Source organism: Paenibacillus enshidis (assembly GCF_042136365.1).
In the GTDB taxonomy this organism is placed as follows: Bacteria; Bacillota; Bacilli; order Paenibacillales; family Paenibacillaceae; genus Paenibacillus; species Paenibacillus enshidis.
Genome location: NZ_JBHHMI010000005.1, coordinates 81935 through 96611 on the forward strand (window position 1 = coordinate 81935; position 14677 = coordinate 96611).

Annotated in this window: 17 protein-coding genes; all 17 read right to left on the minus strand. The window is 47.5% G+C overall.

Going from position 1 to position 14677, the window contains the following annotated elements; translation table 11 throughout:
• Positions 1-185 precede the first annotated feature (185 nt).
• The 17 genes from hpf to ACE41H_RS08040 all read right to left on the minus strand — a co-directional run bounded on the left by hpf (position 186) and on the right by ACE41H_RS08040 (position 14611).
• Positions 186-749, minus strand: coding sequence for a ribosome hibernation-promoting factor, HPF/YfiA family (gene hpf, locus ACE41H_RS07960; protein ID WP_375354601.1), 564 nt, complete (start codon positions 747-749; stop codon positions 186-188).
• Positions 750-993: 244 nt separating this feature from the next.
• Positions 994-1191: a cold shock domain-containing protein gene (locus tag ACE41H_RS07965; protein ID WP_375354602.1), complete on the minus strand. Its 198-nt coding sequence runs from the start codon at positions 1189-1191 to the stop codon at positions 994-996.
• A 535-nt stretch (positions 1192-1726) separates the two neighbouring features.
• Positions 1727-2971 (minus strand): flagellin lysine-N-methylase, encoded by a 1245-nt coding sequence (fliB, locus tag ACE41H_RS07970; protein ID WP_375354603.1) that lies wholly within the window; start codon positions 2969-2971, stop codon positions 1727-1729.
• A 152-nt stretch (positions 2972-3123) separates the two neighbouring features.
• The gene (locus tag ACE41H_RS07975; RefSeq protein WP_375354605.1) at positions 3124-3459 is read right to left on the minus strand and encodes a hypothetical protein; all 336 of its coding nucleotides are present in this window, start codon (positions 3457-3459) and stop codon (positions 3124-3126) included.
• Between the two features lies 1 nt (position 3460).
• Complete coding sequence (fliS, locus tag ACE41H_RS07980; protein ID WP_375354606.1) at positions 3461-3844, minus strand: flagellar export chaperone FliS; 384 nt, start codon at positions 3842-3844, stop codon at positions 3461-3463.
• 20 nt (positions 3845-3864) lie between these two features.
• On the minus strand, positions 3865-5334 hold the full coding sequence (fliD, locus tag ACE41H_RS07985) for a flagellar filament capping protein FliD (protein ID WP_375354608.1): 1470 nt from the start codon (positions 5332-5334) through the stop codon (positions 3865-3867).
• Positions 5335-5345: 11 nt separating this feature from the next.
• The gene (locus ACE41H_RS07990; RefSeq protein WP_375354609.1) at positions 5346-5711 is read right to left on the minus strand and encodes a flagellar protein FlaG; all 366 of its coding nucleotides are present in this window, start codon (positions 5709-5711) and stop codon (positions 5346-5348) included.
• A gap of 192 nt (positions 5712-5903) precedes the next feature.
• Positions 5904-6674 (minus strand): flagellin N-terminal helical domain-containing protein, encoded by a 771-nt coding sequence (locus ACE41H_RS07995; RefSeq protein ID WP_375354610.1) that lies wholly within the window; start codon positions 6672-6674, stop codon positions 5904-5906.
• Between the two features lie 223 nt (positions 6675-6897).
• Entirely contained in the window at positions 6898-7167 is a 270-nt protein-coding gene (gene csrA, locus ACE41H_RS08000) for a carbon storage regulator CsrA (protein WP_375354611.1), read from the minus strand.
• Positions 7167-7583 (minus strand): flagellar assembly protein FliW, encoded by a 417-nt coding sequence (locus ACE41H_RS08005; RefSeq protein ID WP_375354612.1) that lies wholly within the window; start codon positions 7581-7583, stop codon positions 7167-7169. Before ACE41H_RS08005 ends, csrA begins: the two co-directional genes overlap by 1 nt.
• Before the next feature lie 78 nt (positions 7584-7661).
• A complete protein-coding gene (gene flgL, locus ACE41H_RS08010; protein WP_375354613.1) occupies positions 7662-8570 on the minus strand; it encodes a flagellar hook-associated protein FlgL in 909 nt (302 codons plus the stop codon).
• A gap of 28 nt (positions 8571-8598) precedes the next feature.
• Positions 8599-10179, minus strand: coding sequence for a flagellar hook-associated protein FlgK (gene flgK, locus ACE41H_RS08015; RefSeq protein ID WP_375354615.1), 1581 nt, complete (start codon positions 10177-10179; stop codon positions 8599-8601).
• A 15-nt stretch (positions 10180-10194) separates the two neighbouring features.
• On the minus strand, positions 10195-10695 hold the full coding sequence (locus ACE41H_RS08020) for a flagellar protein FlgN (RefSeq protein ID WP_375354616.1): 501 nt from the start codon (positions 10693-10695) through the stop codon (positions 10195-10197).
• Between the two features lie 11 nt (positions 10696-10706).
• On the minus strand, positions 10707-10982 hold the full coding sequence (gene flgM, locus ACE41H_RS08025; protein WP_375354617.1) for a flagellar biosynthesis anti-sigma factor FlgM: 276 nt from the start codon (positions 10980-10982) through the stop codon (positions 10707-10709).
• Between the two features lie 146 nt (positions 10983-11128).
• Positions 11129-11539: a TIGR03826 family flagellar region protein gene (locus tag ACE41H_RS08030; protein WP_375354618.1), complete on the minus strand. Its 411-nt coding sequence runs from the start codon at positions 11537-11539 to the stop codon at positions 11129-11131.
• 178 nt (positions 11540-11717) lie between these two features.
• On the minus strand, positions 11718-12590 hold the full coding sequence (locus tag ACE41H_RS08035) for a ComFC family protein (protein ID WP_375354619.1): 873 nt from the start codon (positions 12588-12590) through the stop codon (positions 11718-11720).
• 59 nt (positions 12591-12649) lie between these two features.
• Positions 12650-14611 carry an ATP-dependent helicase ComFA gene (locus ACE41H_RS08040; RefSeq protein WP_375354620.1) on the minus strand — a complete coding sequence of 654 codons (1962 nt, stop codon included), beginning with the start codon at positions 14609-14611 and terminating at the stop codon, positions 12650-12652.
• Between the last annotated feature and the right edge of the window lie 66 nt (positions 14612-14677).

The window sequence follows — 14677 nt, forward strand, 5'->3', positions numbered from 1 at the left end:
GGTATAAAATAGGTTTCATATTTCCACGCTCTTTATCCGTACGTTCATAGGAAAATGCCTATCGATGTACTCACTGAAACTTTATAAAAAGTGCAATCTAAAAAAGCCCCGGTCCAGGCATATACCTGGAACAAGGGCTCGCTTATCTTCTTAGTCATGGCGGTTCATCCGCACCGGGTAAGCAGTCATTCCTGCTCAATCAGACCGTACTTCCCGTCATTGCGTTTGTAAACCACATTTATTTCCTGATTTTCAATGTTGGAGAATACAAAGAAATTATGACCGATCATGTTCATCTGCAGGATGGCTTCCTCCACATCCATCGGCTTCAATAAAAAGCGCTTGGTGCGGACCACTTCCAGCTCATCGCTTTGCTCATCCTCTGCAGCCTCGAGAACCTCCACCTCCGCAGCCGACTGCTCCACGAACAGCGACTTCAAACCGCCTTCCTGGCGGAACTTGCGGCTCAGCTTGGTTTTATGCTTGCGGATTTGGCGTTCCAGCTTGTCCGCTACCGCGTCGATGGACGCGTACATGTCCTCGCTCCTGTCTTCGGCCCGGAGCAGTACCCCCGGCAAAGGAATGGTTACTTCCACGGTGCTCAGCCCTCTTGTCGTGCTTAAGGTGACACTTCCATCAGTTGTTGGCGGTGCATCGAAATACTTCTCAAGCCTGCTGAATTTCTTCTCAACATACTCTCCCAAAGCGTCAGTAACATCGATCTGTTGACCTCGAACGGTAAAGTTCATATGTCACGCCTCCTTTGCCCCTCCAGTATACCACATTTGTTAAGCGGGAGTAAAAAGCAGGATGGGCAAATGCAGAAATTTGTTAACAGTAGTTATTTTTGTGAGATCAGTGAACCGTGCTCCGAAGTTTATACTATCTCAAACCCTCAAAAAAAACCCCGGAATCAGATTCCAGGGTTTATGCTAGCGTTTTCTCAATTGCTAACCATCTTACCGATTATGTAGTTCGGCTATGCCGGGATGATTATAATTTGATTACGTTAGCTGCTTGCGGTCCACGAGCGCCTTCAACGATGTCGAATTCAACGTCTTGTCCCTCTTCCAAGGTTTTGAAGCCTTCAGTTTGGATAGCTGAGAAATGAACGAATACGTCGCCACCTTCCGCAGTTTCGATGAAACCGTAACCTTTTTCTGCGTTGAACCATTTAACTTTACCTTGCATGCACTAACATTCCCTTCGTCATCAAATGAAGTGAAGCTCTCGCTCACATTTCCGACTATACCACCCAAGCTTATCCATTGTCAATTGGAAATGTAAATGGTTTAATACATTATTCTTCCACTGGTAAATTGACTGGAATTACAGCATAAATGGACCAATCCGGTTCTGAACTTGAGCTATTGATTAACTATTAAACCTTTTTGATTCTAGTGAATCATACTTTGAGAATTTTTTTATTACAACTGCCGATGGAACCAACCGCAAATTCTGGAAGAAATCTAAAAAGTACAAAGTATTATTAACAGATACAAGATGAACGGTTGAGCAACGGCTAGTATATCGGCTTAGCAAATGTACTTGTCATATTTCGTCGAAAATTCATAAGTAATTAATGCATTTTTATTCGCATATTTTAGGGAATACTCGACAAATTTTGATATTTTCATTTTGTCAGCCTCGATTCTCCATACTGGATAATTAACAACCGTTCCTTGGCTAGGCCCAAGGAACGGTTGTTAATTACTATAGAAGTTTTTCAGTTTTTAATAAGCAAGCTTACATAACCCATATTCTTATAATCCTTCTCGTTGAGAAAATCTATTATATTTTTCACGTATACATTGGTGTGTTCAGAGATTTTAGTAAATGATTGGATTAGCTTCAAAACAGCGTCGCTTGTTAAACCTTTATATTTAATAGATATCCCTATTAATAGTAGCTTTAAAATAGCATAATGACTTACTAAAATAATAAATACATTAAATACATTTCTACTTTCGCTCCTAGGGAACACATGTGAGTATAAAAAGTTGACGGCATAGTTTTCGAAAATATATTCATACTCTTCCATAAAAGGTTCGTAATAGGAAACGAAACCTTTCTTATAAAAGTCCACTAATGTCATGGTATCATCCGAGGCTTCATGTTCACTCATTCCACCCAAGTAATCCTGCACACAAGAAGCGAACCTGGCATTCGAACCAATACTGCCTAAATTCTGAGATATAATAGTGTTAAGAGTTATAAATTGAAATTCTTGATCAACAGGAAACGTTTTATAGTCCTGCAGCTCTTCATTGTTGGCTACCATGTCTCTAAACCTGTTGATCAGGCCATTAATATCATCTTCTTGTTCCAACTTTTGATCAATAAGCTGCTGCAATTGCTCGCAGAATAGTCCCAGAATCATTAATCTGTGCGGAAAGCTAAATCTTCTGTTTTGGATAATTTCAATTGCAAAAATTCGAATATCCCAGAAAAAATTCATGAAAGAATCGGGTGATTGATTTGTAGCAATTTTGCCCTTTACTTGAGCGTTTTTTTGCAGCATCGCGTCTGTGTAGGTAAACTCCATTTTGTCCGGATTCAGCAAAGCCAATCTGGCCGCTTCCGGGCATGACATCACGGAGGAGATTTCCTGCTGGTCATTGACCGCATAAATAACACGCGGATACGTAGCACAAATGGGTGCAAGATATCTCTCACCTAGTGAGGCTTGAATTGTGCAAAGCTTCTGATCGTTTAACAATGAGCAGCAACCGGTAGCATTGTCCATTTTCATTGTTGCATATTGGTCATTAGTCCTTGATTGTGTTTCTATCTTTTCGATACCCTGTTTAATGGATTCTCTTAGAGATTTTTCGGGAACACTGGTCAGATTGGTAAAGGTTGTTTTATCAATTTGGACCCTCCATCCAATACAACAGCTATCCTCACATTCAGGTCCAATACACTTGAAATCTAACATATATTTTGGAACGAGCGCGGCGTTCGTGTTCATTCTTTCACTCCTATACCCAGAAAATCTGTGAAGTTCATTCGTAACTTACCCCATCTTCTATATACGTAGTTATATCGGCATCCCCAAGCCAGATCATGAGCCTATATTAAAAAAACCGAATTTTCGATGACAGAAAATTCGGTTTATCTGTATCACTTCCGGTTATCAAAAAACAAGCTGCCTGGAATATACATTTGTTGATAAGCAGCCTGTTGAGTTTTAATTGCACCTTGTCTTTCCAGAAACCGGGCTGCTTCGTTTTTAAAAAATTCCATACGCGATTTAATCTCGGGATCGTAGCTGAGAATAGAGGCAATCTGTTTTTTTTGATCTTCCGTTGGTTTGAACTGGAGTTCCAGAAGCTGCTGTACAAGCTCTTCCCTATGCTGTGTAAAGATCTCCAACTCCTGATAGGTCACTTCACTTAATCTTGCTGCTATTTGATTAGTTTTAAGGGATAATTCTGTCAAAATTTGTTGAATGTCCATACTAGTTCACCATCGTTAGTCCGGGGGACTTACTCGCTTCTAGCCACGCCTCTCTCAGGTCCACGAGGTATCCCAATATTTCCTCAGCGATCTCCTTGTCCTTTTTTATATTCGCTTCCACTAGCCGATTAATCATATACTCATAAACTGCTAACAAGTGATTAGAAACAGGGTATTCAAAATTCAGAGAAGCAATTAATTCATGAATGATGGCCTGGGCTTTACAAAAGTTATTGTTGGCTTTCTCAATGTTCCGCTCTTCCACACCCTCAATGCCTGCGCTGACGAAGCGAACCGCTCCATCATACAACATAATCAACAATTTCGGTTTAGATGCCGTCTGCGCCTGAGCCTGTTGATATTTCTGATACGGTGATGTAATCAATGATATGTCCTCCTTTATAATCAAGACATAAAGCTGGAAAGTGAACCGGAAATACTATTATATTTATTCATTGCCACTTCCATTGCGCTAAATTGCTTGTAGTATTGAGTTTCTTTTCTTGTTAACAAACTGTTCATATTTGAAATTCGATTATCGAGATCCCTAAGCTCAACCCCCATCAAGCTGTTTGCGATAAAGGATGCATTGAGATCACTGTTCGTTTTGGAAGTTCCCGCTTTTTGAGCCATGCTTTCCAAAGAGCTTTGAGAAATTTTACGCAGTCTCGTATAAATACCATCAGTCGGCTCGTAAGTTTGACCGCTTCCGGATGAAGCAATACTTCCGGAGCCGAATGCCTTGGACACAACCTCCGGATCAGCGGCAAGGGCCTGCTTCAGCTTGTCCTCATTAAGGTAAAGCTTCCCTTTCTCGTTCCAGGTACCAGTTGTGATTCCTAAGTCGGCCAGATTTATTTTTTTTCCGTTGCCAAGGTCAATATCTCCCATGATGGCAGTACGCATATCGGTAAGCGACTGTCTCAGAATGCTGTCATTTTTAAGCATTCCGCTTTTGGCTTTTTCTTCCCAGAGCTTGATTTCATCTTCGCTCATATCCTTTTTTTGCTCTTCAGTTAACGGCTGATATTTTAAATACCGTTCTTCATCACTCTTACTATTCAGTGAAGACAGAACTTCATTATATGCTGTAACAAATTGTTTAACATTCTCAACAATTTTATCTGTGTCCTGTACTATGTTAATTTTGGATGACTGACCGGCGCTGTGTGTGCCCGTCAAATTGATTTCTACGCCATTCAGTGTAAAACGGTTGGATGCCTGCTGCATACTAATCCCGTTAACTGTGAGCTGCGCATCCTGTCCGGACGTTGGTGCAGCCAAATTAAATTTGCTAAGAATATCCCCGCCAAAGCTGAGTTGCGCATCAGCACCAGTAGATTTATTCGTTAACGAAAGCTTGCCTGATGCAGGATCGTATACGGCTGTTACTCCTGCTTCTTTGCTATTATTGATCTTCGCTATCATGGAATCAATTGTGTCTGTGGAATCGATAGGGATATCAACCTTATTGATTGTAATTTTTGTTTCAGATGAAAGCGTGGAAATAAGTGTCGAACCGGGTTTATTGCCTATCCCTGTGGCGCTTGCTGTACTGGCTGCTGTGGCTAGCTTCTGTACACTAATATCCAAAGTACCGGTACTGGCGGCCCCTGTCGCTGCGGCGGACAGCACCCCTGCTGTCCCGCTGACTTCCGCTTTTTTGGCTTGAGTCGAGCTGCTTAGACTCAGATCCATTAAGGTTGTATTTGAGAATGTAATAAGCTTGGAGCCAACTTCTCTATACCCTTCGCGCTTCCATTCAACCAATTGCTTTTGTTGATTCAGCTTGTCTAATGGTGCCCTTTGAGCCTTCATTAGCTTAGCCACCATAGAGTCAACATCCATCCCTGAAGCGAGCCCTGTTAGTCTCATTTTAATCCTCCTCAGACTTTCTCATCAATAATCAATCCGGTAATTTCCATCATTCGTGCAGCAAGATCCAAAATTTTCTCCGGAGGGACCTCGCGGATCAAATCCCCGGTCTCTTTATCAATAACCTTGATCATAACGGTATGCGTTTGCTCGTGCATGGAGATTTCAAATTGCTTCTGGGGCCCCTGAATAGCTCGAATTGCCTTTTGCAAATCGGCAATTACTTTTTCCTGATCCTGAGGGACATAACTTGAAGTTCTTGTCCCACCACTCTGCATTGGCTCAGATACTACAGTGCCTGTCGATGAAGCCAATGGATTAGTGAATGAGGATGTTGAACCCGGTGAAGAAACTTTCGGTATCAGTTTTGTATCCATACATCATCCTCCTGATATTAAATCACTCGCTCATAAAGCATCCTGATATATCATCTAATTAACTAATTAATATATATATCGGTTAAAGCTGTACTTAATTTAGAATAACGAGAAGAAAATCCCCGAATTCACTTCCAAACACAACAAAAAAGAGGCCTTGAAAAATCAAGACCTCTAAAATGAATGCCAATCTTAACGAAGCAAAGAAAGAATGCCTTGTGGAGCAGAGTTGGCTTGAGCTAGCATAGATTGGGAAGCTTGCAGCAAGATGTTATTCTTGGACAGAGCAACCATTTCCTTAGCCATATCTGTATCACGGATACGGGATTCTGCTGCAGTCAGGTTCTCAACTGTAGTTCCCAGGTTGTTGGAAGTGTACTCCAGACGGTTTTGCACAGCACCCAGTTTCGCACGTTCAGTAGATACAGCAGTAATAGCTGTTTCAATGTCGGCAGTGGATTTATCTTTGGTCAGACCCTTAAATGAATCTACAGTAATTTTATCAATGGTGATGGTAGTAGCATCCTTATCACCAACGACAATGGTAGCTCCCGCAGTGATATCCATACCATTGAATTTAGTTGTGGTCATGATTTGATCAATTTGACCACCCAATTGAGTCAGCTCTTGGTCAATGTTAGCTTTATCTCCAGTTCCATAAGTTCCACTTGCTTTTTGAACGTTCAATTCTTTCATACGTGTGAGCATTGCGGATACTTCGTTCATTGCACCCTCTGCTGTTTGTACGAAAGAGATACCGTCCTGAGCGTTACGTTGCGCTTGCTCCAGACCACGGATTTGACCGCGCATCGATTCGGAGATGGACAGACCGGCAGCATCATCAGCAGCACGGTTAATGCGCAGACCGGAAGACAGCTTCTCCATGTTTTTGCTTGCTGCAGCGTTGTTCAAGCCCATATTGCGGTGTGTATTCAAAGCTGGTACGTTGTGGTTGATAATCATTGGATTTTTCCTCCCTGAAATGGTGTAATTCCCACATCCTTGTGGTATAAGCGTCTTCACAGGTCGGCCGCCCTGAAGAATTCCCGCTCTAAATGATATATCGACAGCAGCATCAGATTTGTTTATAGCGGGTGCATATTTTTTTGCTGTTCTGGTAATTTGATTTTCAACCCAAAAAAGGCTCCATCAGATTAATCCTGATGAAGCGTATCCAAGCGCAGGTTCATTTATTTGTAATCGGATTTTCATTGTCGCCCTGATTGTTATTAAGGCCCTCCATGTCGAGCATCGCATTTTGAATAGCCTGCAAGTCCATTACCGCATCCTGATTGTTCTGCTGGATGGCCTCAAAGATCTCCTTCCGATATATATCGATATCCTTGGGGGCCGAAATCCCGATTTTCACATTCTCCCCTTCAACAGAGAGTACTGTGATAACAATGTTATTTTGAATAACGATGGACTCGCCTTTTTTCCGAGACAGCACCAGCATTAGCCCTCACCATCCATCTCATCTGATACTGGAGGATTCCATAACGGATGCTTTGTAGCATAGTTTGTATTCTGAAGTACGACCTGTTTTCCAGTACGGGTTTCAGTGTTAAAAATGATAGGTGCCAGCAAATTAACGGTAGTGAGTGACTGCTGACTATGCCAGGTTACAATACAACGGACAGCTACTTGACTCTCATTCTGAATTCCAAGCTCTTCTATAGTGTCATCAGACAGCTCAAATTCGTAATTGGCATGAAAATCAAACGGATTGACCGTAATAAACGATACGGCAGGCTGGTCAACTGCGCTTAATAAGCTGAATAGTTCATTATGCGCCTGCAAATAAAATTCGTGCAGCTCTTCAAAGCCCGGCAGGCCTTTGGGAAAATGAAAAATATTCTGCGTAGGACTCACTTTATGGTTCCTCCTTTGATTAGCAAAAAAGCTACGGACCTTCCGTCCGCAGCTAAACATACCCACAAATAGCTGGTGTTAATTCATAAAATCCATAAGTGTGGGTTGCATGATTTGGGCCGACGACTTTAAAGCCGCCTGGTATATGGTCTGGGCAGAAGTGGCCTGAATCATCAGACTGGCGATATCTGCATCTTCTGTTTTGGATTGCAGTGTCGTCAGGTTCAGGTTCCGGTCATCGAGCCTGGATTGAACCAGTTCCAGTCGGTTCGTACGCGCGCCCACCTCGGAGAGGCCTGCTTGCATTTTAATGGATCTGGATTCAATTTTGTCGGATTGAGCACCAATATCTTCGTAATCGCCTCTTGTTAAAGCATCGATTAAGTCATCCATGACTTTGAAAACATTGTCACCTTCCGTCGCGGTACCGAAAAAGTCACTGCCTGATGTATTCACCTGAAATTTGGACTGGTCCCCAATCGCATATTCTACCGGATTGGTATCCGGTGTGATCTGGGAATATTGCGTGACGGTTGCAGAAAGCTCATATGGAGCCTGATCATAATTTTGCCCGTTAAAAATATACTTACCCCGGATTTGGCTGTTGCCGATATTCGTCATTTGCTCCTTCAATTCCTGTACTTCCATCTTAACAGCGTCGAGGCCGGACTGGGGCACGGTTCCGCTCGAAGCCTGTACGGTCAGCTCTTTGAGCCGCTGCATCACGCTGGTCGCCTGCTGCATGGTGGAATCCGTAAAATCGAGCCAGCTCAAGGCTGTATCCGCATTCGACTGAAACTGTTCGTTTGACGCCAGCTCGGCACGGTAACGAAGCGCATAGGTCACACCCACCGGGTCATCGGAGGGTTTGTTCAGCTTGCGGCCGGTCGAAATCTGGTTTTCCATTTTGCTCATATTGCTGTAATTGCGGTTCAGGTTGCTGAGCGTTTGCATTGTGGTCATCCCTTGGGTTACACGAATAGGCATGTCCTACCTCCTATGCTAAAAGAGCTAATTAAAGACCTACACGGCCTGTGCTGTTAATCAGTTTGTCCAGCAGCTGATCGAATGTCGTCATGAATCGGGAAGCTGCGCTGTATGCATGCTGGAATTTAATCAGGTTAGTCATTTCCTCATCCAGCGACACTCCGCTGACTGCTTGACGGTTCAGATCCACCTGCTCGGTAAGCAGCTGCGCATTCTTCGCCTGTCTGTCCGCTTCTTCCGTTTGCACTCCAAGCTGGCCCACAATCGAGCTGAAAAAGTCGTCCGTCGTTGTCGGCTTGGACATGGAAGACCCGAAATCAAACGAGACATTCTTTAGGCTCGCCATAGCCAGCGCCAGACCATTATTACCGACCACTACTGCTTCATCCGTTGTTCCTGCACCATTTACACGCAGGGAAGAGGCAATTTTATTCGGGTCGCTCTGGATATCCGGATTAAGTGTGATATTGCCTGCTGTGACCGGACCTCCATCCTTTGTGGTGAAAAAGAGTCCGCCCTTTTGTGGAGTGGTACCGCTCAGTGTGTAGCCCAGTTGATGCAATCCATTGATCCCTGCAACGGTCACTTTCAAATCGGAAGTTAAAGTTCTGTTCCCGTTAGCATCGGAATAGGTTACAGGTGTGTTGTCAGGGCCGGTATTCAGCACCGTTCCCTCTGGCAGTACCGTGCCTGCAGGCAAGGTGATTTCTATATTTCCATTCGCGAGCGTATTGGCCAACTGGTTCATCTGTGCCTTGTAATCCACCACATATTTGTCACGGGACACGAACATGCCGTAGATCTCCCCGCCTGTCAGCGTGCCGCCGTCATAAGCAGCCTTTAACGCATCTGCTGTTGTTGCCGTCACCTGTGTTCCCGCTACAGCAATCTGTCCTGCAACCGTAACCTGATATCCTGTATCCAGTTGAGTCACGGTCACATTAGCCAGCTTGGAAAGCTGGTCTACTGCGTAATCACGCTGGTCATACAGATCATTGGGATTATCCCCCAAGCCCTCCAGTTTGGTGATATTTCCATTTAAATCCGCAATGGATTGCAGAAGGGAATTCACTTCCGTAGTTTTCAGTGTAATGTTGCTAGTCAGGTCACCGGTCAGCGCGTTTAATTGCTTATCGACCTGGTTCATCGCGTCGGTTAACGCTAATGTCGTTTCTTTTACGATTTTGCGGTTGGTCACATCCTGGGGATCCTGGCTCAGGTCGGACCATGCATTCCAGAAGTTGTCCAGCACCTTGCGGATCCCCGTATCTGAAGGTTCATTCATAATGGTTTCAAGCTTATCCAGCGTGTCGTACCGGATGCTCCAGGCACCGAGGGAGGTATTTTCGTTACGGTATTGGTTATCCAGAAAGGATTGTCTGACACGTTCAATCGCGTTAAACTGTACCCCGGTTCCCAATTGCCCGCGAACCACCGAACGGTTCATTCCGATGGCTTCCATCGGCTCAGACGCCTGCATCTTGACGACTTGCCGTGTGTAACCGGGTGTATTGGCGTTAGATATGTTATGCCCTGTTGTGTTTAATGCAGCCGTTTGGGTATTTAACCCTCGTTTGGATGTTTCGATCCCATGAAAAGTTGAGGCCATATTGTTCTCCTCCAGTTAGGCACGTGTATCAAAAAGGCCACGGCGCCCGCCGGAAGCCTGCTTCTCGGCCGGATGCGTATAGGTCACTTCTGATTCAGAGTAATAGGACATGCTTTCAATAGAAAAATCAATGTACGAAATAGCCTGCTGTATCAGCTGCTGATTGAGATCATTCAGCTCCTTCAGCTGCTTCAGCGTGGAGCCGAGGGCGGACTGGATCTGAAGCAGCCTCTGCTTCTCTTCCTGCTCAAAAACCAGTCTTGATAATTCTCTGATCGTAAGATTCAGCCTGGATTTAATGCCACGTTCCTGCAGGAATAGATGAACATTCTCTACCCGCTCCTGTTCCAGCTGTTCAATCCTTTTGGACATTCTGGATTCCCGTGTCATCACAGCAATTAAATGGTCCACTTGATTCCTGATCAGGGCTTCTTTCTTCTCAAGGCCCAGTTCAATTAACTGCAGATGAGCCTCATTTAACCGTTCAAGTGTTCCGAGCAGCAGTGTTAATGGCATTTTTCGTTCACCTAGTTATCAGCATTCTGCTTGAAGAACGGCAGCAGCTTCTCTGCAATTTTGTCCGCATCAATTTTATACGTGCCTGAAGCGACCTGCTGCTTCAATTCCTGGATTCGGTTGGCCCGATCCGTGTTGCTGCTGCGCTGCAGCATTTCCATAGCCTCTGCGGAGATGGATACCTCGTCCTTGCGCTGGTTTTTCTTCTTGCTTTCCTGAATATTGGATTCGATATTTCGTTGATATGGGTTAATGGCACCGATGCGGTTGGTCTCGTTAATTTTCATAACTTAACTTCCACCCTCCTTAATGTTTCAATATTTTATAGGCAAATTTTATCGAGAAATATAAAAAAACCGATAAGCTCTATTTAAGATTATCGGCGGTTTACAAAGCATTTTGAATAGCGTCAAGTGTATTTAATTCCACTGTACTAGAAAGAGCGCTTTTTGTCGATGACACTGTAGGTAGACGAGCCCATGTTATTGCCCTGGTCCCGTGCATTTTCATTGCGTGTCGCCTCTGTCAGCTCCTTCGTAAGTCGCGTTCTGCAGGAATCGCACATGTGGCCCTCGCGAATGAGGGTTCCGCACACTTCGCATGGATACATCATGTTGGGCGCATTCATAACGGAAATACGGCCTTCACGAATAAATTTGGTGATTTGCTTGACGCTCACTTCCGTCGCTTCAGATAACTCCTGAATATTGGAACCCCTGTTATCACGCAGGTATTGTACACATACCTCATATTCTCTTTCAATATCTTTAATACAATTAAGGCATAGTTCCCGAATGTTAACCGCGTAAAGTTTGCCGCAGCGAGGACAATTGTCAATATTCATCTCGTTCTATTGCTCCTCTCATTTCCGATACACGCACCTCTGATCTTTATAGAGTACACGATATGCGGATGCTTCGTCTAGTGGGGGCTGGCTGTTGTCCGACTTATTTTTGCGTGAACATGCATTTTGCTCCCCTTAGTGAATATATCGGCAGCAGGCTGCGGCATTTTAATCATCATCAGGACCTTGCCCAGGTAAGTCCATAAACTTCGAGCTTTAGCCCGATGGCCTCGCCTTCACTGCGAAGGACACGGCTGCACGCCTCAAGCGTGCTTCCGGTTGTGTAAATATCATCTACCAGCAGCACACGCAGCGGGTGATGGATTCGTGAAGAACCCTTGCGGCGCTCCCTCGCTTCCCACAATAATTCCTGAATGCCAGGCCATGCGGAGAAGGCGGATTTCATGGAATCGCCTCGCTCTCTGCGGGTTTTAAAGCTTTGTTTGCCGGTATCGCGGTTTCTGACAAGCAGCGGACAAAAAGGGATGCGCCTGTCGGCAGCCAGGAACATAGCCAGCCTCTCCGCCTGATTGAAGCCGCGCTCCGCCAGTCTTTCCTCACTCACCGGTACACAGGTGATGAGATCGGGCTGCCACCGCTCTATCTTATACCTGTTCCATTTCTTCATAAATAAACCTGTGGATTCAAGGGTACGCGCTCCCTGATCCCGGATCGCAAGCTCTGACTGCATAGCCGCATAAGCCCTGCCCAGCATCGCAGCCAGCAAAGGCTCATACGCTTCTTCGCCCCTGTATTTGTACCACGAAATCCATTCTTTCATTTCGGCCGTGTAGGCAACAGCACTGCGGTTGCAGGCGAAAGCTCGTTCCACCCGGTTTGGCCGCAAGCAATCCGGGCAGCCGACAGGACGGCCGCAGCAGCTGCAGCGGATGCGGCCGATCCATGGAATTCGCTGTGCGCAGCGGCTGCATATACCGGGCAATCCTGCGTTAAGTACGGCACGGCCTCCGCAGGTGAGGCAGCGGTTAACCGGGGGTTTTAGCAGTTCCTGAAGCTGCCGGCCCAGGGACGCCAAGGATACAACGGGCATGTTGATACCTCCTTCGTAAGTTCGGATATATAAAAGCAGCAGTGCCAGCTACAATAGGTTCATTTTAAATAGCCAAGCTTTGAGGCCAGCGCATTCATGGCGCGGATATGGGCTATCGCCTGTTTTTGCCCTTTTGTCCATTCAGGTGAGACAAAAACGACCTTGCCTCTGGGATCATCCTTGGAGCGCCCGGCCCTGCCGGCCATCTGTACAAGCGAGGCCTCATCAAACAATGAGTCATTGGCATCCAAAATGTAGACATCGCTCCTGGGAACCGTAACTCCCCGCTCCAGTATCGTCGTCGTGACCAGCAGCCGGATATCTGTATTCCGGAAGCTGCTGACCTTGGCGCTCCGGTCGGGATCCTGGGAAGAAGTGCCCGCCACCCTGATATCGGGGAAGGAAGCGGACAGTAATGTTACCAGAGGGTCTATCTGGGTTATGCGTGTGACAAACAAAAACACCTGCGCGCCCCGGGCAAGGGATGCCTGAAGCCGTGAGAGCAAGGAGGAAGGCAGCCTTCGTTGCTGCAAGCAGCGGCTTACAGAAGCTCCCGCCAGTCTTATCGGTACAGGGAGCGGATGACGATGAAAACGCACCGGCACCCTGGCATGCGCCAGTGTACCCTGTCTTGCTTCTCTCTGCAGCGTGGCAGGCGGTGTGGCCGACAGATAAATGAATTTGCCTTCCGGGAGACATGCATGCTCAGCCGCATATGCGAGCATGGGATCGTTGTGATAGGGATAAGCGTCAATTTCGTCCACAATAACAAGGTCAAACGCCTGGTGAAACCTTAACAATTGGTGCGTTGTTGCCAGGGTCAGCCGCCCTTTTTTCCAACGCTCAGGACTGCCGCCATAGAGGAGGGCCATGTCAATATCGGGAAAAGCCTTGGACAGCCGAGGCGCAAGCTCCAGCACGACATCGCGGCGCGGGGATGCCACGAGCGCACTCCCGCCCCGCCGGATCACTTCATCCAGCAGCGGGAAAATCATCTCTGTTTTGCCCGCGCCTGTTACGGCCCACAGCAGGAAGCGCCGGTCGGCATGGAGGGGCTGCCCGGCCGCTGCTGTCTCTGCCGGCGGCCGGCCCAGGCGGCGAAGCCGCTGCAGCCACACAGGCGCAGCGGACCTGGCGGCCGCGCCCACAGCCGGCGCGGCCAGAAAGCGCAGCGCCGCCTCGGCGGCGGCACGCTGCGCCGGGCTAAGCCCCCACCTCTCCAGGGTGGGGGCGGGCTTGCCGGCCTGGCTGCACAGGGCCGGCACGGCTGCTGCTGCCGCATGAAGCAGCAGCGAACAGGCGCGGCTGCGCCCCAGCGCGAGGCAGGCCTCGCAGTAGGCGCAGCCCGCCAGCCCGCACGAGGCGCAAGCCGTGCGGGCCCTGGCCACGCTGCCGCAGCGCCGGCAGCGCAGCTCACCGCGCCGCGCCCGCGAAGCGCGCGGCGCAGTCAGGCCGGCGGCAAAGCCGAGCCGGCCCTGGAGATGCGCAAGCTGCGCGGCAGCGCGCCAGCTTGCGCTTAACGCTGGCGCTGCCTCCGCCAGCAGCGCCTCCAGCTCGGGCGCGAGCAGCTTCCTGCCGGCCAGCAGTCCGGCAAGCTCGTCCGCCCCTCGCTGCAGCTTTTCCCAAGCCGACTCTCCCATCCCCCCTGTCGGCCCTTCCCCAAACCCCGAGCTGTCCTTCCTGCCATCTGCCGATCCCAACAGCCTTGCTCTTTCCAAAATGCCCCTGCCTCCTCTGGGCTGCTCGGCCGCAACCTCCTCCCGTAGCCGGGCAGCCGCATAAGCCTCCCACCTTTGCAGCGTCCAGGTGTTCATGTCCGGCAGGCTGCGAAACCCGCCACATAGCTTAAGCGCCCACGGAAGCGGAAACGCTGCGCCCAGTAATATCATCTCAGCATCACCGCCAGATTCACCCTTCCTCTGTGCCCTGATTTCTCTCCACATTTGATCAGCCTCCAGATCCAGCGAGAGATTCATCTCCCAGCCTTTATCACCTCTCAGCACATACACAGCCACCTTCATACCTTCGCCCCCTTCAACACTCTTTGCCACACAAAAAAAGCACACACCAGCCCGCAGGCATCGGTG